Origin of the sequence: Paenibacillus nicotianae, from assembly GCF_042681745.1 — a bacterium.
Lineage (GTDB): Bacteria > Bacillota > Bacilli > Paenibacillales > Paenibacillaceae > Saccharibacillus > Saccharibacillus nicotianae.
Genome location: NZ_JBHUGF010000010.1, coordinates 200,223 through 222,753, shown reverse-complemented (window position 1 = coordinate 222,753; position 22,531 = coordinate 200,223). Strand labels below are relative to the sequence as shown.

Genomic DNA, 22,531 nt, shown 5'->3' with positions numbered 1-22,531 from the left:
TGAAATGATATATATATACTAGGGAGATGACTGGAATGCAAGCATTAAGATGGCATGGTGTTAAAGATTTGAGAATAGAAACGATCGAAGAACCACAAGTAACAGCAGGTAAAGTCAAAATCAAAATAGAATGGTGCGGTATTTGCGGTAGCGATCTGCATGAATATGCAGCAGGCCCTATCTTTATTTCTCAAGGAACAAATCATCCGTTAACTCATGAACAAGCGCCTGTTGTTATGGGTCATGAATTTTCGGGACAAGTTGTAGAAGTAGGCGAAGGTGTTACCAAAGTTCAAGCTGGCGACCGCGTAGTCGTAGAACCTATTTTTGCATGTGGCAAATGTACAGCTTGTAAGCAAGGGAAATATAATCTTTGCGAACATATGGGATTTTTAGGGCTTGCCGGCGGTGGTGGCGGTTTCTCTGAATATGTAGCTGCTGATGAACATATGGTTCACAAAATTCCAGATAGTGTGTCCTATGAGCAAGGAGCGCTTGTTGAACCTTCTGCGGTTGCTTTGTATGCTGTTCGTCAAAGTCAATTGAAAGTCGGCGATCGTGCTGTTGTATTTGGTGCAGGTCCTATCGGTCTACTTGTGATTGAAGCACTCAAAGCATCAGGAGCAGCAGAAATCTATGCTGTTGAATTATCAGAGGAACGTCGAAGCACTGCCGAATCATTAGGTGCTATCGGACTTAATCCAGCCGAAGTCGATGTGGTTGCAGAGATTCATCGTCTTACTAATGGCGGTGCAGATGTCGCTTATGAAGTAACAGGTGTTCCTGTTGTGTTAACACAAGCGATTCAATCCACCAAGCTCAGCGGACAGATTATGATTGTTAGTATTTTTGAAAAAGAAGCCCCTATTCACCCGAATCAAATTGTGATGCAAGAACGCAATATAACAGGGATTATCGGCTATCGTGATGTGTTCCCTGCGGTCATTAGTCTAATGAGTCAAGGATACTTTTCATCCGAGAAATTAGTAACCAAACGTATTGCTTTGAATGATATTGTAGAACAAGGATTTGAAGCATTGCTAAAAGAAAAAAATCAAGTCAAAATCATGGTTTCCCCTAACCATTCCTAAATTGATATCGTTATATTTTTTTATTTCTATAGCTTTTATAGGTGTACACACCTTCAATATATAAAGTAGTAAAAGACCTCTTTTTACGGAAAGAGGTCTTTTTGTAATTATTTCTAAAAATGTGGACAAAGTAAGAACCATCACCTTCTACTGTATGCTTGGAGTCAGAACATGATATAATCATAGAAATATCACAAGAGAGGGGGTAGTCCAATTGGGAAGGCGATATTGCAAATGGATCAAGTTGCTCAATTAACAACAAATCATACTGTAATCAAAGTTCTTTGTAGGCTACCTTTTCTATACGGATGTATCACGCAAAAAATGAATAAAGCTTTTTTACACTTCTGGAGGTGAATCCCTTTTTTAAGGGAAATAATTGGACATTATTACGATCATTAATTTACTCATACTTGCTGTCTTAATCGTGTTAACTGCGTTTTTTGTTGCTTCTGAATTTGCTGTGGTTAAGATTCGGATGTCCCGAATCGATCAATTGATTGCAGAAGGTAACAAAAAAGCTCATTTGGCTAAAAAAGTAGCAAGCGATCTAGACTATTACCTTTCTGCTTGTCAGTTAGGAATTACAGTAACAGCACTTGGACTTGGAGCGATCGGTAAACCTGCTGTAGAACGATTAATGTATCCTGTGTTTGATCTGTTGAATGTCTCAGCAGCAACAGCTTCGATTGCTTCGTATGCGATTGCTTTTGCTTTAGTTACCTTTTTGCACGTCGTTATCGGAGAAATGGCTCCCAAAACGCTGGCGATTCAATTTTCGGAAAAATTGACGTTAATGCTTGCTCCTTATTTATACTGGTTCGGTAAAATTATGAACCCGTTTATCTGGGCTTTGAATGGTACTTCGCGCGTGTTGCTTCGCTCTTTTGGTGTCAAGCCAGCAGGTCATGAAGATATTTATTCAGAAAGTGAATTGAAGATTATTATGACTCAAAGTTTTCAAGGTGGCGAGATCAATCAGACCAAGCTAGACTATATGGAAAATGTGTTTTCTTTTGACGAACGTGTCACACGCGATATTATGGTGCCACGTACAGCACTGGTCACACTTGATCTGAATATGACGGAACAACAGATTATTGCTACTCTTGATGAAAATTATTATACACGCTATCCGGTCACTCAATCAGGTGATAAAGACTTGATTCTTGGTGTAGTCAATGTCAAAAAAATGTTGCCTCATATCGTTGCCGGTCGAGAACATCAATTACAACAATTTGTGCGTACTCTTCCTTCTGTACAAGAAGCAACACCTATTCAAGATGCTATGATTCGAATGCAAAAAGAACGTGTGCATATGGCACTGGTTATCGATGAATATGGCGGTACTTCAGGTGTGATTACGATGGAAGATGTATTGGAAGAACTGGTAGGCGAGATTCGAGATGAATTTGATGCGGATGAAGTAGCTGATATTCAATCTATCGATGATACTACTTATTTAATCAATGGACGTACTTTATTAGATGAGCTTGAAAAGCAGTTCGGTATGACTTTTGAAAATGATGAAGAGATCGATACGATCGGTGGTTGGATTCAACATTACAAAGGAACCGATGTACAAGTCGGTGAAGTATTAGAGCAAGATGATTATGTATGGACGGTAACGGAGAAAGACCATTTACAGATCAAACAAGTACGACTTTATCGAGGATAATCGCTAACTATTTTATATGTATTGTTTGCCAAATTATAATCATACGGAGGTGAATCCCTCATCTGAGGGAAGTCATTGGACGGAACAATTGGTTTAAATTTATTTTTAGTAGCTGTGTTTATCGGCTTAACTGCTTTTTTTGTCGGAGCAGAATTTGCTATTTTGAAAGTCAGGATGTCTCGAATCGATCAATTAATTGAAGATGGTAACAAAAAAGCAGTACTCGCTAAAAAAGTAGCACATGATCTCGATTATTATTTATCTGCTTGTCAGTTAGGAATAACGATTACAGCGCTCGTGTTAGGTGCTCTTGGTGAACCGACAGTAGAGAAAATACTGCATCCGGTATTTGATCAGTTACAGGTTCCAGCAGCTCTATCGACTGTGCTTTCGTATGCGATTGCTTTAGCTATTATTACTTTCTTGCATGTGGTTATTGGAGAATTAGCACCCAAAACGTTAGCGATTCAATTTGCTGAAAAAATGACGTTATTGTTAGCTCCTCCACTGTATTGGTTCGGTAAAATTATGTATCCGTTTATCTATATTTTAAATAGTTCGGCAACATTGTTGCTACGTATCTTCGGGATCAAGCCAGCAGGTCATGATTCGGTCTATTCTGAAGAAGAATTACGCTGGATTGTAGATCAGAGTTACGAAAGTGGCGAGATTAACAAAACCGAATTAAGTTATTTACAAAATATATTCACTTTTGATGAGCGGACATTAGAAGAAATTATGATTCCCAAATCTCAAATTGCTACCCTTGCTAAAGAAATGCCTCTTGCCGGGATTATCGAGATATTGGATGAATATGAGTATACTCGTTATCCTGTAATTGACCTTGATAAACCGGAACATTTTATCGGATTTATCAATACCAAAGAATTATTAACAGCAGTCGCCGCAGGTCGCGATTACAAAGTTGCTGATTTTATTCATACGATGCCTCATTTTCCATCGACTTCTTCGGTCAAAGATGTATTGATCAAAATGCAACAAAGTCGTGTGCATATGGCAATCGCTGTTAATGCTTCCGGTCAAACGGTGGGTCTGGTCACGATGGAAGACATTTTAGAAAAAATTGTCGGTGCGATTCGTGATGAAGCGGATACGAGTGATCTTGTATTTGAACCAAAATCGATCTAATTATTATCTATAATCTTGGTACAACAAAAGGTCTCTAGATTGTATAGAGACCTTTTTCTTTATTTATTGATGATATGATGGTGTACAGCATGCTTATCCAACACTGTAAACGGTACATGATATAATAAGCAAATACTAACTAGCCAACTGATCAAGGAGGTTTTACTTTGCATCCACATATTGAACATTTACTATCAGAAACATGGTCACAACTTGAACCGTTATATCTAGCAGAAAAAAAGCGTATCGATGAATTTCCAAGATATAGCGCATTACAAGCAGGATTGCGCGATTATTTCAAAGTCGGTTATCGTAAAGGATCATCCGGTTACAAACAAGGATCATTTTTTATCGAAATCGAAGAACCTTTTTCTTGGAGTGATTCAGCATATACATGGGAAAGCGAAGTCTCTATTGATGCTCTCTCCTCTACGCTGCTACAAGAAGAATATGCACCTGCATTGCAACAACGTCTGCATACTTTATTTATGTCGGATGACTATGGTAGTCACTTTTTCAATTATCGGTTTACACTCTCGTTTGCATTTGAAAATGAACAAGGTGAACCGCTGTATATACATACTGAACAATGGATCAATCCCGGCAAATTACAATCGCTACAACAAGCTTTGAATGATTTTATAGATCGTAAAATCAAGTCTGATCTGCCAGTATTGCCCCACCAACAAGATTTATTCTTTTTCGCTAATCTGATGTTAAATACAGATGTAACGCCAGTCGATGTACAACATATTTCATCGCTATTTGAGCATTTAGATACAAAATTGCATACGTTTCGAGAGTTGTATAGCGAGTGGCAATCGACTTCTACGATGGCATTACGTCACTGGGCGAATGAAATCTTTTTACCGCGTTATTTTGACCAAGAAAGCGAATATAATACAACGTTATACCTCAAATCAGCAGAAACACTTCCTGCTATCGATAAAAATGAATTAGATTTATTGATTTACGCTGCGCTACGTACAGGTAAAAGCGATGCAGATCAACGCAAAACATATCTAGAATATGCAGTTCAGCTACATTCCGATCAAGCCAAACTCTATCTTCAGCAGGGTAGTGGAACGATTGAAAGCGAACGAAAAAATGATCTTTTTCACGGTAAAGCCAATGATATTTTGCAGACGATCGAGATCAAGTTACTTTCAGAAGAGGAATCTAATTATCGTGAAGCATTAACTTATATTTGTGATCTTTTACGTACAGGATTTCCGCATGAATATCAATTGAAATATTCTAGCAAATCCAAAATCTTTTTACCTGTCAAAGGATTAGCTAAATCTCCTTTGCATCGTTTTTTTGCTAATGCATTGCAATATCCAGCATTACATCTATTGATTGCCGAGTATGGAGAACTGGCTATGGAGGAATTTGCCTGGTATAACGACGTAGAACCTGGTGAGAAATCAGTTATGCCAGGAACATACGCTATCTTAGGTCTCGGATTATACAGCACAGAGTATTTCCTTTTGTTAACCCGTTATATGCAAATGGTCGATACAGAACATCAATCGGTACAAGACCATTATGCTGAAGCATTGGTAGAGGCTCATAGGATGGATGCATCACTTGTACCTGTACTTATGTCTATTCTAGTAGCAAGCGGTGAATCGGCTAAACCGATTAAAGGTTGGACAGCATATATGGATCATCCTGAGATCATTTTAGCGTGGGATTACCAGCTTCAGAACGTAGAAGATTACCAACGTGATCAAGTGTTATACCGGTTGTGTGGTAGTGCAGCCAAGCAGAAGTCATTTATACAAAAAGCAGAAAAGCTTCGTTCATCTAAAAACTAAGTTATTCTATAATAAATACTCCTAAAAAGTCTTCTATTTCATGATTATCCCTTGAAATAGAAGGCTTTTGTCTTTTTAATGATTTTTTTCTAACTTAGCTATTTAGCTTTTGCGTATACTATCCGATATACTGTAAGTAGTAGAACTTTTGAACTATAAATATAATGAAAAAGCATACATGAATACTCATTTTTATACATAAAAGTATAAAAGCTTTGGATTACATAGTACTATAGTCGCTACATACTTTATAATAAAGGATGGTTATATATGAGTCGCAATGATGAAATTATCTGGCAAAGAAACAAATTAGTAAGTTATATGTTATGGGCAATTACTGCTATTAGTGCCGCACTAACAGTCCTTGTACCTGATCTACTCTTTTCTACCTTATTATCTGTTCTTGTGACGGGATTAATCACTATCGCTAATATTAGCAAAAAAGGGATTCATACGATTCCATGGGTAGTCACGATTGCGGTAATCGCAAGTGGTATCTATGTTAGTCGAGATACAATAAGTACAGTACAAGGTATTCTAGTAATTGCTCCATTACTATTATATCCAAATAGCAAACACTACAATATTTCATTTGGCGCATTATTAGCCTATTATATTGTCAAATTAATGATGGGTTTACAAGGAGAACCACTTGTATTTTTTAACGATTTAATTAATATTACGATGTTTGTAGTAACAGGTATTATTTTAATTACAGTTTCTCGTATGAACAAACAGTCATTTACAGCTAGTGAACAACGCCGTAATGAAGTAGAACAATCGCAGCTTAAAGTCGAAAATATGTTGCAACATGTAAAAGAAGCTGTCAATGGTCTGACTGTATTTACCGATCAATTTAAGCAAAAAGTGCTAAGTACCGGTTCAATCACGAATGAAGTCACGATGGGATTCAATGAAGTTGCAAAAGGAGTAGAATTTCAAGCAACCAATGTCGCTGAAATCTCTGAATCGTTAGCTATCTCAGATCAACATATTCATGATGTTGCTTCCTATTCATTACAAATGAAAGAAGTATCTGCTCATATGGCAACCAGTACTGCTACAGGTAGTAGTACAATGGAAAGCTTAAATACACAGATGGTTGATCTGTATGAGAAAGTAGATATTACAGCAGAAGATATGAAGAAATTCAGTGAAGAAAGTGCCTCTATGACGGTGATTTTAAATGGAATATCAGATATCGCTCGTCAGACCAACCTATTGGCGCTAAATGCTGCTATCGAATCAGCACGTGCAGGTGAACATGGTAAAGGATTTGCTGTAGTATCTGATGAAGTACGCAAATTAGCAGAGCATTCTGGACAATCTGCTACTGATATTGCTTCAATCTTATCAAGCTTACAACAGCGTACCCATACATTAACCGAACGATTTGATCATATTCGTAGTTCTCTTCAAGAAGGTCGTAATGCTGTACAGACAGCCGCAGAAGTATTCCGTCATGTGAATACCAATTCTCAACAAGTTCTTACACAAGCGACTGATATTGAAAATAGTTCTGCTACAATGAAGCAATCTTCGAACAAAGTGGTGGGAGAAGTTAGCGAAATTTCGAGTCTTACAGAACAATCCAGTGCGGCTACTGAACAAATTCTAGCTAGTATGGAACAACAACATAATCTCACTCAAAATATGGTGTCTAGCTTTGGCGAATTGGAACAACTTATTGTCAGTTTGAACACATTGATATCCGATAGTGATCAAGAGGTAGCACGTACGCCTCTTTCAGCTTCTGTAGACGTTCCGCAATCCACATCTGTCCAGTTAGACAAATTACCAGTTTAATCTGTTATAGCTTCCAGCAAGAGCGTGTACTTTCTTTGATAAAAAGAAGTACATGCTTTTTTTTAGATACATTTTATTCTATATAACTAGAAGTGTCTTTATGTATCACTATTTAACTATTCTCTTGTAACCTTGAGATAACAAGTTACACTATATGTATATTACGATGACCATTTGAATAAAAGGAGCATATCTGATGATCTATATTGCATTGCTACGTGGTATTAATGTAGGTGGTAACAATAAAATCAATATGAAAGCACTCCAAACAACATTTGAACAAGCAGGAATGAGCCATGTTACTACCTATATCAATTCTGGCAATATTATCTTTTCCCACGCTACACTTACTCATCATGAACTGTCCGAGTTACTACAACAAGCTATAGCCAAAGACTTTCATCTACAAATTAAAGTGATGATTCGAGATATCATACAAATTCAAACGGTCGTAGAGCATTTACCTGAATCGTGGAGTAATGATGATCAGATGAAAAGTGATGTCTTTTTTCTCTGGGACGAGATCGATGATGAGTCTATAGTAGAGAAGCTTCCTCTCAAAGCTGGTATAGGTACATTAATATACATACCGGGCGCGGTTCTATTCGCTGTTAGTCGCGGAGATGCTGCCCGAAGTCAGATGAACAAATTGGTAAGTTCCAAATTGTATCCGCTGATGACGATTCGCAATGTAAATACTACCCGCAAAATCCTAGAGTTAATGCAGGCAGTCCAAGAATAACATTATCGTCTACTTCGCTCATCCGCTGATAGAACCTTATGATTCATCATACTTATCTACTTTACTAAGATTCATAAGGAAAAGCAGACCACCAATTTTCATGATGTTGATCACGTTCGTTTAACACATTCTTTTTATCATATTGATGTAACAATTGATCAAATGTAGCCATTTTTTTAGGATTTTTCAAATGAGCATATGCTCTTTGGAGTGAAGAGTTACGCATAAGTGGTGTATAAGATGCCACTTCCATTTCCCATGCTTCGCGATGAACAAATTCAATTAGCACTGGAGCATGTTCAAGCGTCTCCAGACTTTTCAACTTTTTCATGCTGACTAATTCGACTTTTCTTAATTTATTTAACTCTGTGAATATAGGGAGTTCAGTAATATGAGGTAATCCTTCTAAATATAGATACTGTAAGCCATACATCGAAGAGATCGGTTCAATATCATCTAACCCTTTAATTTGGGATAAACGTAAATATTGAATACCGGTCATCTTTTTCAATGCATTCAGATTTCTTGTACCACCCCATATGATGCTAAGAAACAATAACCGATCAAGGTTAGTTACAAAATCCAAATCAGATACTGAAATAGAATGTAATCCTAACCGTTCCAATGTTGTTAATTGCCCGATCACTTCAATATGCTTATGATGACCATAAATAACCAAATCGGTTAAATGAGTAAAGCGTTCTAACACTTGCAGATCAGGTTTGCGAGAAGCTGTTTTACCTAGTGTTAACTTTTCCAGATCAACAGGTATTTGGGCTAAGATATCGAATTGATCAAGCTGGTCTATACGGATATGAAGTTGCTTCAATTGTTGAAGTGTCGCTATCGAATCGATATGAGCTATGTCTCCTGTACATTCAATCGATAACTTATGTACGTCTGGCATTTGTTCGAGAAATTGAAGATCGCATACCTCATCATAGAATCCATATACCCGCAATATAATATCCGAACGCTCAGCAAATAGTAGATCATTTAGTGCTGCATAGGTATCTGCAACTAATGAATGATTATATTGAATAGTATGGAGTTCAGACATGTGTTGAAGTTGCTTTAATTCTGCGGTAGTTAATTCTGTTGTTACTTCAATCACACCTTCTCGAATAGTGCTATACATCGATATTCACCTCAGATTAGTAGTCAAGTTGTTCATATTCTGTTGCTGTTGCATAACCATATATCCAGTAATCATGCTCTTTATGGATATATGGAATACGGAGCCTTTGTAATAGATTGACCCATTCGTCTTCAATACTTAACACATTCGGTGCTGTATACTTGCCTGTATGTTCAAGTAAACGAGGTTTCACTCGCACCCATTCGATATTGTACCAAGCAAAACTCAAGCTTTCCCAATCTCCTAGATAAAAAACATCTTGCTCAAATTCTAATGGAGAAGGTTCAGCATCCAGTATATATTTACTCTGAAATGCAGGCGCAAAAGCAAGTTCACGATAAATAGCTTCTTCCAAACTGTTCCATTTTGTATTATTCATCACTGAAGTCAGTGAGCGTTGTTCTACTTCTGCGATTATTTTTTGCTTATGCCGTTGCTGTGGATCATCTCTCATATCGAGATTCCTCCTTGTTGTTTAGAAATCATTTTCTATCTTGTCACCAATCGTTCCCTTATAGATATTCACCGAAATAATAAGTTAATGCAGAAGAAGAGTACCGATCGTCGCCTTGCCATATCGCAACCGAATTAAAGTCACCAGAACCGCCGCGTAATTTGCGTGGTGTATCCAAAGGAACCAACAAGCCAGCGTATCCCCATATTTCCATAAGCACATCACGTTCATGTTTATTAGCTGGAAAAAGGTCTTTCCATCTTTTTTCTAATTTGCGTGCTCCTTCATTTTCGTCACATTCTTCTATAGCTTGAATCATCTGCTTGAGAATCTGTACATCTTCTGGTGCAACATTGATTGTTGAAGGGGATTGCTCTGTAAATAATTTTAGATCTAACCAGCAATACAGCAAATGATTCAGACGAATACCACCCCACTTGATCCGCTCAAAATTCAATATATTGATATCTTCATTAGTATACTGATCATTTGACATCAATCGATTAAAATTACAATCTCCGCAACTGCTTGTATTCGCATGCACAGCACGTCTTTCTTCATAAGTATGTAGCGGCAAATGGACGGTTAGTGCCCAGCTAGATAATATACTGCGCCATTGAATTTGACGTGTAGACAGACTATGTAAAAAAGCTTGTACTACCTGCTCTTTCGTAATCACCTCTTGATGCCAGCGATAAATATCTTGAACAATAGCATCATGAGTAATCGATAACCGATCAAACATCGTTCCCTGACTTTTGGCATATTCAAAATCTTCACCTGTAAAAGTCTGAGGCGCTGATTTCCATCCTTGTGCTGACCAATACGTTTCCATCAAAATCTTTTTCGCTTTTTTATCCATTGTGTTCTCCTTTACATTCATGATCTAATAATAAAGCCAATTCTTTCCAACGCGGGTATTCTTCATTTTCAGCTAGCTCCTGATCCCCTTTGGCTAGCCAGTAGTCTGCTTCTAGTAATTCGTACATATCTAACTTGGTAATAGGCAGACATAACGGATGCTTAGCAACTGCCAACATCGGTTCTGGGCCATCATCCCAATTGTATTGATGGACTACAGCATGCAATATCACAGAAGAATCCAATTGTTCTATTCGTCTATATACTACCGCCATATCTTCTTCATACACAATAGCATCAAGTTGTTGCTCCTCTTGTTCAAGCAAAACAGATCGTACTGATCCTAGTGTATCCAATAACATATCAGCAATACCAGTATGCTGTTGACGTGCAAAATGCTATGGTGTAAATAAAATCCCCTGCTCTGAATCTAACTTTGCCCCTGCTGCAATCAGCGCAGTTATAGCAGCATTTTGTTTGAATTTAATTGCTTTTTTTAGAGCGGTATGTCCAAGTCTATCTTCTATTTCCAAATCAGGTTGTTGTTCTAATAGTAGTTGAATAGTATCCAAAGATGAGCGATTGGTGATTAACAACATCAGTGGAGTTCGACCGCGTTCATCTTGTTGATTGATATCTAACGTCTGTACGGCTTGACGAAGCTGATCTATATCTTGAAGTTTTATTATCTCTTGCCAATTCAATATAATCATCCTCCTTTTGTTTAACAAAGTATTTCTACGATATATAACATGTAATAGTGTAACGATTTATAGTACCACTGAATTGACAGCAGCTTGAGCGCATTGCAATAGCGCTGTATATAACTGTCCAGAAAGATCACGATATTGTTGCTCTAACTGATGACTATATGCGCTATTCGCCGGGTCATCATTCCATGATCCCATTCCTCCGAATACCCATGCTTTGTACACAGCATTCAACAGAAGATACGCTTCTTTGTCATAGATTTCTGGCAATTCAAAAACAAGCTTAGGTGCATTGGGGGAACCTTGTAATATCGCTATCGCAGGATCAAAAAACTGCTGTTGCCAGAATGTCTGATCAATCTGTTCTGCAAAAATAGAGAGTTGTTGTAGTACCTGTTGTAAATGAGCTATGTATTCGCTCAATGGCTTAAAAGCATGTTGCTCCTGCTTGCTTATCTCATAAGGTTCTCCTGTATATGCTACGTCCCATGTGACTTTAGCAGGGAGCCGATGAACTTGCCAGTTCGGTCTCCATACGATATCAAGTGCAGTACCAATCGTTCTTACGCCTATCGGCTTACCTCCACCTACGAAGCCACTACTTTGCCAGGATGAAGATGGGGCCTGGCTACTAACTAACATCAAGCGCTGATACCCTGCTTCTCGTAAATAATCTAGCCATTTGATCCATGTCCAGCTTTGCTCCTGATCCTTGAATTGAATACTTATACTTTCATGTTGGGTCAGTTCGGGATGAGTAGCATCCATTCCTCGTATTAAATAGGCATTGCCTAATGCTGTAATCAATAATTGTTGATGCAATTCACCATTCATATAGAACCTCCTTCGATGGTTAATACTTTTAAAGTTATTATATATAGATTTGGCGATCGTAAAAAAGTATATCCGTCTGGTTCATTGATCTGTGTACTAAAACTGTTGGAAAAGTATATTATCGCATAGAATAAGCCCACAATAAATGCGGGCTTGGTTCCTCTTATACAATCGAACTATTGAATAGTAATAATCACACGCTGATAATGCTTGAGCTGATGTTTTCCATCATCTTGTACTTCAGCAATGATATGAATCGTGTCCCCTGATTGGGCATCTGTTGGGACAGTAAATTGTACAGTATTCGTATCTTGACCTGTTAAAGCAATCGTATCTACTTGCTCCCCTTTGGCTAATTGTTGATGCAATCCAAGCTGTAGATCGCCTGCCATATTCTTTTCTACTTTTTCCGGTGTTCCTTTGAAGTCTTGATACGTATCGGCTTCAAAATATCTCCACCATTTGTAGGTCAATTCATCGCCGTCAGGGTCTGCTCCTTCAGCATGTAACGTAATATCTTGCCCTGGCGTAGCTGTAAGGTCTAATCCTTCTTTAATCGTTAAAGTAGGATTATGATTCGCATCTGCATATTGATCTGCTATCGCCCAATCGGCACGAGCTGCAAAATCATTTTGAATATCATCAAACCAACGCATTAATGAATATTCAGCTTCATATTGCTTGGTGTAGATATCGTAATCAAGAACCGTATTACGGTACAACGTATCACTCACCTGTCCAAATCTTCCACCCCATCCTCCATAGCTAGGGTCTTCCATACTGCGTAGACCATTATCGATCAGATAAAAGAATGAAGGCGAATCACCTTCGGATATAAAATCATACTTTTTATATTGTGGATTTTTAGCGAGATATTCTGCACTACCACGTTGTTCTTCTGCAACTTCTCCATCGATCATTTTGCCATCGCCCATCAGTGCATACATATCCAGTAATTTACCATGATTCTTTTGAATATGTTCTACATTCCATGCGCCCTGCAATTTATCATTGACTTCATCCGTATGCATTTTCCACGCATACGCAAAATGCCAGAAATTTGATTGATCATTGATAATGCGGATATGTGGCCAGTGTTTGGCTATATAATTGTTATAGCTATCATCTTGATCCAAAATGATATATAGAACTAATTTATCGCTCACTTTTTTCTGAATATCTGTCCACTCCGCTGTATCTTTGTATTGTTCTTCGATCGATTGAAGTGCTCTGGCGGTTGTATTCGTTCCACCCCATGTCTGTACATACAGATCACGATTATCATCGTCTAAAAATAACTGTTTTAGAAAAGTAGAACCTTCGGTTACTTTTTTCATTTCGCCTTTATCTGAAATATTACCAATCTTGGTCACACTGCGAATATAGTCAGGTGTAGGATAACCTTCTGCCTGTTTGCTTAAATTCGGATAAATCTCTTCATAAGCATCTGTCATATCTGATATCCACTGTGTTCCTGTCCAGCGAAAAGGCTTGATCCCTGCTTGTGTATCTCCTGCATAATGATACACAGAACTGGTTAATACGATACCTTCGAGATCCATTTCGTTGGCATATAATAAAAAGCGAATCACCGAGTTCATATCATCCACTTCACCATCTGTAGTGATAACTGTTCGAGCTTTAGTCACTTTATTGGTAGCAGGTGTAGTTACTGTAGCCTGTGTATCAGATGTTATCTGCTGAGTGGTGTCGGTTTGAGGTTGGGCTTGATTACAAGCTGTTAATGTCCATACACATAGTAGACTCATTATTCCTATTTTGATCCATGTTACTGTTTTCATGATTGTTCCCCTTTTCTAATTTCTATCAGATCCAATGACTAAGAACGAAAAAAAACCTAAATACATGTCTCCCCCAATGTGGATGGGCGGTACATATACTTAGGTTTTGCCTGCATAATCAGTCACAATCCGTACCCGTACAATAGCATGTTCATTTCTAAATGTAAACGGTTTATATCTTGGAATATAAAAAAAGCTCCTTCGCCATTATGACAAAGGAGCTTTTTTATTATACTTTTGCTTTGCTGACTTTGATACGGTTGATTACAAATGTAATCGCAAATACAACCACCAAAAGAACAAAGAATGTAGCATGTCCCATATGATAAATGCCTGCTGTATCTAGAATCATTTTGAGTCCGATAATAGCGATAAGTACAAATGCTGCATTTTCAAGTTCAGGAATTTTATCCATCAACTTCAGAATAAATCCAGCGACTAGACGCATCATCAAGATACCCAATAATCCACCCGCAATCAGAATCCACGGGTTAGGCGATACTGCAAATGCTGCTAAAATAGAATCGATAGAGAATGCGATATCCATCATTTCTACAGTAATAATTGTACGAACAAAAAGACTCATACCTGTTTTGGCAAGTAATTTCTGTAGACCGCCTTCTTCTTCACTTTCATCATCGCCATCTTTACTTTTGAATTTATCCCAAAAGTGTTTAAAGGCGATCCAGAGAAGATACGCGGCACCGATATATTTAACCCATGCGATCTGCACAAGATAAATACCGACTCCAATAGCGATAATACGGAAAATGTACGCTCCCCACAAACCATACAATAGCGCTTTTTTACGCTGATGTGCAGGTAGTTTGTTAACGATAGCTGCTAATACTAATGCGTTATCCGCAGATAGCAGACCTTCGATAATAACAAGGGACAAAATAAATCCCCAGCCTACAGGTGTTGCGAATGCTTCTAAAAATGTACTCATTTCAAACAAATGACTATACGTCATTACCGCACAACCCTCTCTCTTTTTCTGGTATTGTCAAAAAATCAGATGAAGAAAATATTTTTCTTCTATCTAGTACACCATATTGTATTTATTGCTCCTATAAACTCATAAATATACTACATATTTCCTTGTTGTCAATCTGTCAATATGAACAATCCTATTATACAAATCGTATCATCCAAGTATAAAAAAATGAATATATTACGCGATAATTTGAAGCACAACAAATACCGTCTAAGCTTACTTGATATCGATCTGATTGTTTTTACATATAAGAAATGCAACTTTTTGAATAATACGTTAGAGATAGGAAATGGTTTCTTTTTTATTTCAAAAAGAATCAATATCTTTTTGTTCTAAGGCTATGTAGACGTATAGGAGCTAAAACACATAATAAAACCTCTATACTTATACAGATGTATAAACATAGAGGTTAGAAGATACAGACTATAATATTGCTAGAAATCCTATAATGATGCTAGTAATCGATTAACGGTTAGTTGCTGACTTTTTAAATAATAATCCATCCACTGACCAGCTTCTTGTATTCGCTACAGCCAGATAAAGTGCAATCACGATATAAGTAATATCTAATTCGTATCCTGCCATTTGACCATTGCCCATTAGACCAGCAGATAACTTCGCTGTAAAAATAGCCCCTAGCAAAATAATAATAAATACGATAGAGACATAACGTGTTAACAGACCAATAATCAACATAATACCACCGACTACTTCGATTGTACCTACAACATAAGCCATAAATCCTGGAATACCTAGACTTTCAAAAAATCCGGCTACATTTCCAAATCCCATTTGTACTTTGCTAATACCATGTGCCAGGAACAAAATTCCCAATACCACTCTCATAATTGTTGTAACGACGTTAATTTTCATCATTAATAGCTCCTTTTTATTTCTGATTAGTTACTTTTAATCTGTAACTTTTATTTTGTAACTATAAAGCAATATAAACAACTCTGTCAACAAAAATATTATTATTACAAATAAAATATTTCTATAACTAATAAAAATATTCGGTTTCTAGTTGCTACGGCTTATTACTTGTTGTTACAATAATGCGTAATAGACTGTGAAGAAATGTGAGGAATTTGTATGAATATAGGAGCTATGATTCGGTCGATTCGTAAGCGTAAAAATATAACGATTGCTGAAATATGCAAAGAAACCGGACTATCACAAGGATTTATGAGTCAGGTAGAGACTAACAAAACATCTCCTTCGATCAATACACTCGAACATATAGCACAGACGCTTCAAGTACCTTTAAGCTATTTACTATTACAGCAAGAAGAACGCATGCAAGTAATTCGTAAAGAAGAACGTGAATTGACTTCAAGCGGCCCCCACCAACTTAAAGTCTCTCATCTTGGCAATACGTCGAATATGCGAATGATGCTGGTAGAAGTTCCTCCAGGAGCGTCTACAGGAGAATTGCCGACGGCACACAAAGGAGAAGAAGTTCATCTAGTCGTTAAAGGACATATTTATGCGGAACAAGGGGAAGATCAATTTGAATTACATGAAGGTGATTCGTTCAGTTGGAATGCTTCTGTGCCTCATCGGGTGAAAAATATCGGGGAAGATACGGCTGTAGTCTTAATTTCAGTATATAAAGAAAATTAAAAGAAAAGTTATTTCATACAGCGTTAATACCGTATTAACATATGAAGTCTATCATTTAACTTATCAATACTATTGCTGAATATTTACATTGTTTTGTGAAAGGCATGTAAGTGTTCAACAAAATCTACTACGTTGATGTAGCTAAAGGATGACAACTATTATGGGAATTCATGCGTATTTTCGGTCGTTGAATGAACTGGAACGTATTATTCGTTGCCCGGGTAAATTTAAGTTTGAAGAACACAGTGTATCTGCTCATTCGTGGAAAGTGGTTCAATATGCCAAAACTTTAGCAGATATCGAAGAAAAACATGGTGTGACCGTTGATTGGAAAAAGTTATACGAGATTACCAGTAGTCATGATTATGGTGAAATCTTTATTGGCGATATCAAAACACCGGTAAAACATTCTTCAATGGAACTGCGTAAATTGATTCAACAAGTTGAAGAAGGCATGGTACAGCATTTTATCGAGGAACATATTCCTGAAGAATTCAAAGCGATATTCCGTCAGCAATTACGTGAAGGCAAAGACGAATCGGTTGAAGGTTTGATTTTGGAAATGGCTGATAAAATGGATCAGGTCTATGAAGCTTTTGCAGAATTACAACGTGGCAATACGGAAAAAGAATTTATCGTGATGTATCGCAATGCACTGGTCAAAATCAAGCATATCGACTTACATTGTGTTGATTATTTTCTAAATGAGATTTTGCCGGATATGGTGAATGAAGAATCATTATCTCCGATCGATATCAAACGCATTACAGAAGAAGCACTGGCACTATAATCCAGCACTTCCCCCTGCTCTCTTACTTGTATGAGAGTTTTTTGCGTTGTATACATATAACAGTATTAAGCATAAGTGATACTTATTGAAGAACTGGCAGAACGAGGATCATAAGAAGACTGAATTCTTCCATATGCTACCTTGTACTCAATATAAGGGTAAGGCTTCCACCGTCGCACATCTGGTTGACGCTGTAGTTCCTTATTCAGAAAAGCATCATGTTGTTGCTTGCGTTGTAACTCTTTTTCTTCTGTCCAATCGTCCCACGATTGACCGTATTTTGCGTCCGAGACGCTCATTATCACCATATTCAATACTGAACTTTGGAATAACAGAGATAACGAAAATAGCTGAGAACTGATCGGTACATTTTGAAACGTGTACCATACATAACCATTTTGCATATCTCGAATTTCTGTAAAATACTCGCTATACCATTGAGATGCTAACAATTGTTCTAAAGAAAGGGTTGGATATATCGCTCGTTCTTGATCTATATCCAATTCTCCTAATATCCAATCGCTCATGAATATACTCCTTTCTTTATAGTCTGTACATTTTCATTTCTATTACCAGCGTAACGGTTGTTGATTTTTCCAGAGAATCCAGCGACTTTGCTCACGAATCGGTGCTGTTCCGATCGTATACTCATCTCTAGATCCACTTTGCAAATCAATCCAATGTGCCATGCCACCATAGGTGCCTACTACTAACCACTTCTCATCAGGAGATACCACAATACCTACAATCGTACTGCCTACAAAATAACGCCATATCTCTTGTCCATTATGATCGATCATACGCAAGTATCCATAAGCATCGCCTACAATATTGCCAGATTGCAATGAAGCTCCCGCATAGACACGCATTTCTTGATCCATAAGTGGTAATTCGTCCTCTTCGTTGATCACATCTTTTTGGATATCGGTAAGATCTACTTTGATCGTTGCTCCATTGTAAAAATGACAAGCATTGTACCAGACACTCTGATTATCTTGTGTAAATAAACTGTAATGCGGATAACTGGAAGCTGGCTCAAATTTGTGGATTTTCTGCGTATACGTATCTAGCAAATAATGTTCACTCATCTGACTACCGTAAGCAATCCAGCGACTATCTGACGAGACTGCTCCATGCGCCATATCCACTGATATCGTAGTATAATCCTCGCCGTACGACTCCATCTCTTCTATTTCAGGATATAACAGATGTACCTGTTCTCCTTCGATCATATAAATACCATATCCACTGACTATTAACACTTTGGTTCCTGAAGCAAATGGAATAATATCGATTAGACTTTCTACAGGGTATACACAATCAGCTAGCGATTCCCAGCGTGCTAATTTCTTTTTAAGGGTCTGCTGAATATGTTCCCAGCTAAAATAAGCCGTATGATCTCCATTCAAAGCAAGATCGGGGTTATGTACTACACTAATCCCTGCTGTCGTGACTTTTGCTATATACTGCTGATCTGAAGACATTCCTAGTCGCAGGATATTGGGAATCTCGATCAATTGTTCGCTATTGGCTACATACAATTTGGTATGCTCTCGTGTATTACCTGCTTGTACGACCACATAATCTTGAATAAATCCGATTGGACATACCGGTTGCAACTGTTCTTCAAAATAAGGCGTGATCGGTGAAGATGCTGGTGGAACCTGTTCATGTAGACGCTCTATATCATCAGCCTGATTGGCTGCTATAATCATTTGCATAATATCCTGCGCGAATAACGGACGTTTATCTTCTTCCGGTTCCTCTTGAGGTTCCTGCCAATCGCTTGCTATCCCTATCCGTACAAATTCATTGATAGCATGTGCATATGTTTTCCCTTCTTGTCGCCACTGTGATGCTACTTCTGGTTGTAACCAATCCATACTGCTCATCTCTCTTTCTATTCATAATCTTAGTATTATCTCAAAGTTTTACTCAAAATAAAAATAGCCCTAACTATAATTAGGGCTGGACTATACAATACCAGTCTTTACTAGCTCACATATCAAGTCTGAGATATGCTGTTATATTTACTTAAAATATAGTTTGGAAGACGTGGAAGATTCTTTGAATGCTTGAATAAACAAAGAAGGATCGTCACGAATCATATATGAAAATACACCTTTACGCGTATGCAAATAAAAGAAACCTTCCCCATCGCTAAATGTGCGATAAGACATATCAAACACATCCAAAATAGCAAATTCTCTTCGGTGGGTGGTTACTCGATCTTGATATAAAACAAGCATTCGTTCATCGATCCAATGCTGTTGTTCTTGACCGTCGATTTTGCGTTCTACTTTGTAATAAGGTTGTACCGCAATTTGATTCATTTCACCCCTCCTTGCCAATCTCATACCAGCTTATGATATCTATTACCCAAAGTACTCCAAATGATCAGTCGATTGTGTGATGAAATAATAAAATATAGTAAACAAAAAGCCGCTTTGCTTTCCTGTACTGACAGAATGAGCAAAACGACTATACGATCATTTGATGAATAATATTGAATTAGTTGGTAAATGTATGTTGACCTAAAGAAATGACTTTAGGACGCGCAATACTCCAGCTTGATGTCGCAATCTTAGGATTGTAATAGTACAGCGAACCGTTAGTCGGATCAACCCCATTTAATGCTTGTCTTGCTGCATCATAAGCCATCTGATTCGGCTTCATACCGTACTGTCCATCTTGAACAGCAGTAAATTGACCTGGTTGTAAAATAACAGCAGAGATCGAATTAGGGAATTGATTAGATTGTACACGATTCAGCACTACTGCGCCTACCGCTACTTGTCCGCGGAAAGATTCACCACGAGCTTCAGCATAAATAATTTTAGCTAGCATATTGAGTGAATGATTGCTCACTTTGCCAGATGGGTTGAGTTTGGCTAATGTAGCAGGGCCAGCGACTCCATCTGCAACTAGACCATGATCTCTTTGGAAATTTTGAACGGCTTTGCTGGTAATTTGACCGTAATAACCGGTAACGCCAACATGAAAATATCCGCGTGAAGCCAGTTGCTCCTGTACCTGACTTACATGTTCATTTTGCATACCTTGTGTCAGCATCAATGCATGGGCTGGCGTAGCCACCGTAGCTGTACCGAACAAACATGCACAAGATATAAGAAGAGCGGGTAATTTTTTCATCTTTTGAGATAACCTCCACTTTGATTTTCTGACCGGTTCTATATGCCGGGCTGTCCATCCGAGAGACGTTGATCCGCCTGAATCGAATATACACGCTCCAAACGGAGAATGTAACGCACTAAAGGAGTGGGACTAAGCTGTATTAAAGCATCGGTAGGATTCTAGCATATATTTCTGTGAATAGCAATTTAGTTGCCAAAAAGATGACTGCAAACAATATAAATACTACGATTTGAACTTCTGCTATTACCTTATTACAGTCAAATTTACTCCTTGAATCACTTTGCCTTCATGATATACTGTTGTGTATCTTTTTCGAGATAAAGAAAGGGGAAAGAAAATGGATATTCAAGTATACACGTTAGATGCTTTTTCTTATCAACAACAAGGCGGTAATCCAGCAGGTGTTGTGTTAGAAGCAGGTCATTTATCGACTGCACAAATGCAACATATCGCTTATCAATTGGGATTTTCTGAGACTGCTTTTATTCTACCTTCTACTATCACTGATTATCGGATACGCTATTTTACACCTAATCATGAAGTCGATTTGTGCGGACACGCTACGATTGCTAGCTTTTATTTGATGGCAACCCAGAATCGTATTCATGCAGGTCATTATAATATAGAAACGTTGGCTGGCATACTGGATGTGCATATCGAAGCCGATCACCATGTTTTTTTAACACAGCCATTACCTCAATTTGATATCGAAATCAATCGGCAAGAAATTGCAGATTCTTTAGGAATATCTATAGATGAATTAAGCGTAGATGCGCCTGTACAGATCGTTTCTACCGGATTACGTGATATTATCGTTCCTATTCGTTCATTACATACATTACAACGTCTAACACCTGACTTTGACCGGATTAAACATATTTCTCAAAAGTATCAGGTTGTCGGATATCATCTATTTACACTAGATACCCGTAGTGATGCTATTGCACAATGTCGCAATTTCGCTCCTCTATATGATATTCCCGAAGAAAGTGCTACCGGAACATCAACAGGGGCATTACTATGTTATCTGCATCAATATAATCTTATTCCATCTACATCCACTTCACCATTTGTATTTGAACAAGGATATACTATGAACTTGCCTTCACGCTTGCTAACCACAATAGAACTGCACGCTGACGGCTCTATCAAACAGGTACAAGTTGGAGGTCTAGCAACCAATATTCAGCAACAAATCATCACTCTGGATCTATAAATGAATGCGTATCTATCCAGACTTGAACAGCTTCAAAAAACTCGCTTTTATACTCTGCGTAACAGACCAAATGTCCGCTGTTAGGTACAATGATCACTCTGGTATCAGGTGTGCCTAGATGCTCTACCAGATAAGCAGCACTTTTCATTTTGACAAGATGATCTTGATCTCCCTGTACAATTAGTGCAGGGATTTTGATATGAGGATAAATCGCAAATGATTCATGAACAATACGATAAAATTCACGTGTGGCTCGCGAAGGTACTACAAACAAATTACGAATATATGCTTTCACCATCGGCCATTGATATAGTGTTCGAATAATCTGCTGTGGATTCAATGGAAAAACAGGCGCAGATAACATCGTCAATGAGTCAATCTGATTCGGATATTTCACAACCAAATGAGCAGCAATTAATGCTCCTGTTGAAAAGCCAATCAGATGTATTTTAGAATATGTAGTTAGCAATTGCTTTAATTGAGTCTCAGCACTATGGATCCAATCGTAACGAGTAGCATTTCTAAGCTCAGCTTTACTGCCACCATGCCCTTGTAACGTAAACATTTTGACAATATACCCTTGTGCTTGTAAATAGTCAGCTAACGGAGATACTTCATATTCTCCTCCTGTGAACCCATGAATAAGCAAACATACTTTCACAAT

General features: G+C 37.8%; 23 protein-coding genes. 9 read left to right on the top strand and 14 right to left on the bottom strand.

The window, feature by feature from the left end:
* The first annotated feature begins 35 nt into the window (after window positions 1-35).
* The 6 genes from ACFSGI_RS05275 (at window position 36) to ACFSGI_RS05250 (ending at window position 8,286) form a co-directional block, all read left to right on the top strand.
* Window positions 36-1,091, top strand: a complete 1,056-nt coding sequence (locus tag ACFSGI_RS05275; protein ID WP_204823139.1) for a 2,3-butanediol dehydrogenase — start codon at window positions 36-38, stop codon at window positions 1,089-1,091.
* 379 nt (window positions 1,092-1,470) lie between these two features.
* Window positions 1,471-2,769: a hemolysin family protein gene (locus tag ACFSGI_RS05270; RefSeq protein WP_204823138.1), complete on the top strand. Its 1,299-nt coding sequence runs from the start codon at window positions 1,471-1,473 to the stop codon at window positions 2,767-2,769.
* A 75-nt stretch (window positions 2,770-2,844) separates the two neighbouring features.
* A complete protein-coding gene (locus tag ACFSGI_RS05265) occupies window positions 2,845-3,918 on the top strand; it encodes a hemolysin family protein (protein ID WP_204823137.1) in 1,074 nt (357 codons plus the stop codon).
* 167 nt (window positions 3,919-4,085) lie between these two features.
* Window positions 4,086-5,738, top strand: a complete 1,653-nt coding sequence (locus tag ACFSGI_RS05260) for a DUF6138 family protein (protein WP_204823136.1) — start codon at window positions 4,086-4,088, stop codon at window positions 5,736-5,738.
* Between the two features lie 270 nt (window positions 5,739-6,008).
* On the top strand, window positions 6,009-7,544 hold the full coding sequence (locus ACFSGI_RS05255) for a methyl-accepting chemotaxis protein (RefSeq protein ID WP_204823135.1): 1,536 nt from the start codon (window positions 6,009-6,011) through the stop codon (window positions 7,542-7,544).
* Window positions 7,545-7,740: 196 nt separating this feature from the next.
* Entirely contained in the window at window positions 7,741-8,286 is a 546-nt protein-coding gene (locus ACFSGI_RS05250; RefSeq protein WP_204823134.1) for a DUF1697 domain-containing protein, read from the top strand.
* A 64-nt stretch (window positions 8,287-8,350) separates the two neighbouring features.
* Here the strand turns inward: ACFSGI_RS05250 and ACFSGI_RS05245 are convergent, their stop codons facing one another.
* The 9 genes from ACFSGI_RS05245 to ACFSGI_RS05205 all read right to left on the bottom strand — a co-directional run bounded on the left by ACFSGI_RS05245 (window position 8,351) and on the right by ACFSGI_RS05205 (window position 15,958).
* Entirely contained in the window at window positions 8,351-9,424 is a 1,074-nt protein-coding gene (locus ACFSGI_RS05245) for a leucine-rich repeat domain-containing protein (RefSeq protein ID WP_204823133.1), read from the bottom strand.
* Window positions 9,425-9,440: 16 nt separating this feature from the next.
* Window positions 9,441-9,878 (bottom strand): DUF6678 family protein, encoded by a 438-nt coding sequence (locus ACFSGI_RS05240; RefSeq protein WP_204823132.1) that lies wholly within the window; start codon window positions 9,876-9,878, stop codon window positions 9,441-9,443.
* A gap of 58 nt (window positions 9,879-9,936) precedes the next feature.
* Window positions 9,937-10,740, bottom strand: coding sequence for a hypothetical protein (locus ACFSGI_RS05235; RefSeq protein WP_204823131.1), 804 nt, complete (start codon window positions 10,738-10,740; stop codon window positions 9,937-9,939).
* Window positions 10,733-11,101, bottom strand: coding sequence for a DUF4274 domain-containing protein (locus ACFSGI_RS05230; protein ID WP_379282622.1), 369 nt, complete (start codon window positions 11,099-11,101; stop codon window positions 10,733-10,735). The genes ACFSGI_RS05235 and ACFSGI_RS05230 overlap by 8 nt, the downstream gene beginning before the upstream one ends.
* A 36-nt stretch (window positions 11,102-11,137) precedes the next feature.
* Entirely contained in the window at window positions 11,138-11,443 is a 306-nt protein-coding gene (locus ACFSGI_RS05225; RefSeq protein WP_379282620.1) for an ankyrin repeat domain-containing protein, read from the bottom strand.
* Window positions 11,444-11,509: 66 nt separating this feature from the next.
* Complete coding sequence (locus ACFSGI_RS05220; protein WP_204823130.1) at window positions 11,510-12,283, bottom strand: hypothetical protein; 774 nt, start codon at window positions 12,281-12,283, stop codon at window positions 11,510-11,512.
* Window positions 12,284-12,459: 176 nt separating this feature from the next.
* Window positions 12,460-14,085 (bottom strand): DUF1593 domain-containing protein, encoded by a 1,626-nt coding sequence (locus ACFSGI_RS05215; protein WP_204823129.1) that lies wholly within the window; start codon window positions 14,083-14,085, stop codon window positions 12,460-12,462.
* Window positions 14,086-14,314: 229 nt separating this feature from the next.
* Entirely contained in the window at window positions 14,315-15,034 is a 720-nt protein-coding gene (locus ACFSGI_RS05210) for a TerC family protein (RefSeq protein WP_379282617.1), read from the bottom strand.
* A gap of 513 nt (window positions 15,035-15,547) precedes the next feature.
* A complete protein-coding gene (locus tag ACFSGI_RS05205) occupies window positions 15,548-15,958 on the bottom strand; it encodes a DoxX family protein (RefSeq protein WP_379282615.1) in 411 nt (136 codons plus the stop codon).
* A gap of 216 nt (window positions 15,959-16,174) precedes the next feature.
* Between ACFSGI_RS05205 and ACFSGI_RS05200 the strand changes: the two genes are divergently transcribed.
* Together ACFSGI_RS05200 and ACFSGI_RS05195 are read left to right on the top strand one after the other, a co-directional pair.
* The gene (locus ACFSGI_RS05200) at window positions 16,175-16,705 is read left to right on the top strand and encodes a helix-turn-helix domain-containing protein (protein ID WP_204823127.1); all 531 of its coding nucleotides are present in this window, start codon (window positions 16,175-16,177) and stop codon (window positions 16,703-16,705) included.
* A gap of 160 nt (window positions 16,706-16,865) precedes the next feature.
* Window positions 16,866-17,495 (top strand): YfbR-like 5'-deoxynucleotidase, encoded by a 630-nt coding sequence (locus ACFSGI_RS05195; protein WP_204823126.1) that lies wholly within the window; start codon window positions 16,866-16,868, stop codon window positions 17,493-17,495.
* Window positions 17,496-17,560: 65 nt separating this feature from the next.
* On the opposite strand, the gene ACFSGI_RS05190 is transcribed toward ACFSGI_RS05195, so the two are convergent.
* The 4 genes from ACFSGI_RS05190 to ACFSGI_RS05175 form a co-directional block, all read right to left on the bottom strand.
* Complete coding sequence (locus tag ACFSGI_RS05190) at window positions 17,561-18,022, bottom strand: hypothetical protein (protein ID WP_204823125.1); 462 nt, start codon at window positions 18,020-18,022, stop codon at window positions 17,561-17,563.
* A 42-nt stretch (window positions 18,023-18,064) separates the two neighbouring features.
* On the bottom strand, window positions 18,065-19,387 hold the full coding sequence (locus tag ACFSGI_RS05185) for a PQQ-binding-like beta-propeller repeat protein (protein ID WP_379282612.1): 1,323 nt from the start codon (window positions 19,385-19,387) through the stop codon (window positions 18,065-18,067).
* 138 nt (window positions 19,388-19,525) lie between these two features.
* On the bottom strand, window positions 19,526-19,828 hold the full coding sequence (locus ACFSGI_RS05180; RefSeq protein ID WP_204823123.1) for a hypothetical protein: 303 nt from the start codon (window positions 19,826-19,828) through the stop codon (window positions 19,526-19,528).
* Between the two features lie 178 nt (window positions 19,829-20,006).
* Window positions 20,007-20,648: a cell wall hydrolase gene (locus ACFSGI_RS05175; RefSeq protein ID WP_204823122.1), complete on the bottom strand. Its 642-nt coding sequence runs from the start codon at window positions 20,646-20,648 to the stop codon at window positions 20,007-20,009.
* Between the two features lie 340 nt (window positions 20,649-20,988).
* Between ACFSGI_RS05175 and ACFSGI_RS05170 the strand changes: the two genes are divergently transcribed.
* On the top strand, window positions 20,989-21,867 hold the full coding sequence (locus ACFSGI_RS05170; protein WP_204823121.1) for a PhzF family phenazine biosynthesis protein: 879 nt from the start codon (window positions 20,989-20,991) through the stop codon (window positions 21,865-21,867).
* Here the strand turns inward: ACFSGI_RS05170 and ACFSGI_RS05165 are convergent.
* A complete protein-coding gene (locus tag ACFSGI_RS05165; protein WP_204823120.1) occupies window positions 21,851-22,528 on the bottom strand; it encodes an alpha/beta hydrolase in 678 nt (225 codons plus the stop codon). The genes ACFSGI_RS05170 and ACFSGI_RS05165 overlap by 17 nt on opposite strands.
* Between the last annotated feature and the right edge of the window lie 3 nt (window positions 22,529-22,531).

Bases quoted from the DNA above. Each gene is read 5' to 3' on its own strand.
- ACFSGI_RS05180 (WP_204823123.1), bottom strand. From the start codon at position 19,828: ATGAATCAAATTGCGGTACAACCTTATTACAAAGTAGAACGCAAAATC.
- ACFSGI_RS05210 (WP_379282617.1), bottom strand. From the start codon at position 15,034: ATGAGTACATTTTTAGAAGCATTCGCAACACCTGTAGGCTGGGGATTT.
- ACFSGI_RS05185 (WP_379282612.1), bottom strand. From the start codon at position 19,387: ATGAGCAGTATGGATTGGTTACAACCAGAAGTAGCATCACAGTGGCGA.
- ACFSGI_RS05200 (WP_204823127.1), top strand. From the start codon at position 16,175: ATGAATATAGGAGCTATGATTCGGTCGATTCGTAAGCGTAAAAATATA.
- ACFSGI_RS05245 (WP_204823133.1), bottom strand. From the start codon at position 9,424: ATGTATAGCACTATTCGAGAAGGTGTGATTGAAGTAACAACAGAATTA.
- ACFSGI_RS05170 (WP_204823121.1), top strand. From the start codon at position 20,989: ATGGATATTCAAGTATACACGTTAGATGCTTTTTCTTATCAACAACAA.
- ACFSGI_RS05190 (WP_204823125.1), bottom strand. From the start codon at position 18,022: ATGAGCGATTGGATATTAGGAGAATTGGATATAGATCAAGAACGAGCG.
- ACFSGI_RS05250 (WP_204823134.1), top strand. From the start codon at position 7,741: ATGATCTATATTGCATTGCTACGTGGTATTAATGTAGGTGGTAACAAT.
- ACFSGI_RS05255 (WP_204823135.1), top strand. From the start codon at position 6,009: ATGAGTCGCAATGATGAAATTATCTGGCAAAGAAACAAATTAGTAAGT.
- ACFSGI_RS05235 (WP_204823131.1), bottom strand. From the start codon at position 10,740: ATGGATAAAAAAGCGAAAAAGATTTTGATGGAAACGTATTGGTCAGCA.
- ACFSGI_RS05215 (WP_204823129.1), bottom strand. From the start codon at position 14,085: ATGAAAACAGTAACATGGATCAAAATAGGAATAATGAGTCTACTATGT.
- ACFSGI_RS05240 (WP_204823132.1), bottom strand. From the start codon at position 9,878: ATGAGAGATGATCCACAGCAACGGCATAAGCAAAAAATAATCGCAGAA.
- ACFSGI_RS05220 (WP_204823130.1), bottom strand. From the start codon at position 12,283: ATGAATGGTGAATTGCATCAACAATTATTGATTACAGCATTAGGCAAT.
- ACFSGI_RS05175 (WP_204823122.1), bottom strand. From the start codon at position 20,648: ATGAAAAAATTACCCGCTCTTCTTATATCTTGTGCATGTTTGTTCGGT.
- ACFSGI_RS05195 (WP_204823126.1), top strand. From the start codon at position 16,866: ATGGGAATTCATGCGTATTTTCGGTCGTTGAATGAACTGGAACGTATT.
- ACFSGI_RS05205 (WP_379282615.1), bottom strand. From the start codon at position 15,958: ATGATGAAAATTAACGTCGTTACAACAATTATGAGAGTGGTATTGGGA.
- ACFSGI_RS05230 (WP_379282622.1), bottom strand. From the start codon at position 11,101: ATGTTATTGGATACACTAGGATCAGTACGATCTGTTTTGCTTGAACAA.
- ACFSGI_RS05275 (WP_204823139.1), top strand. From the start codon at position 36: ATGCAAGCATTAAGATGGCATGGTGTTAAAGATTTGAGAATAGAAACG.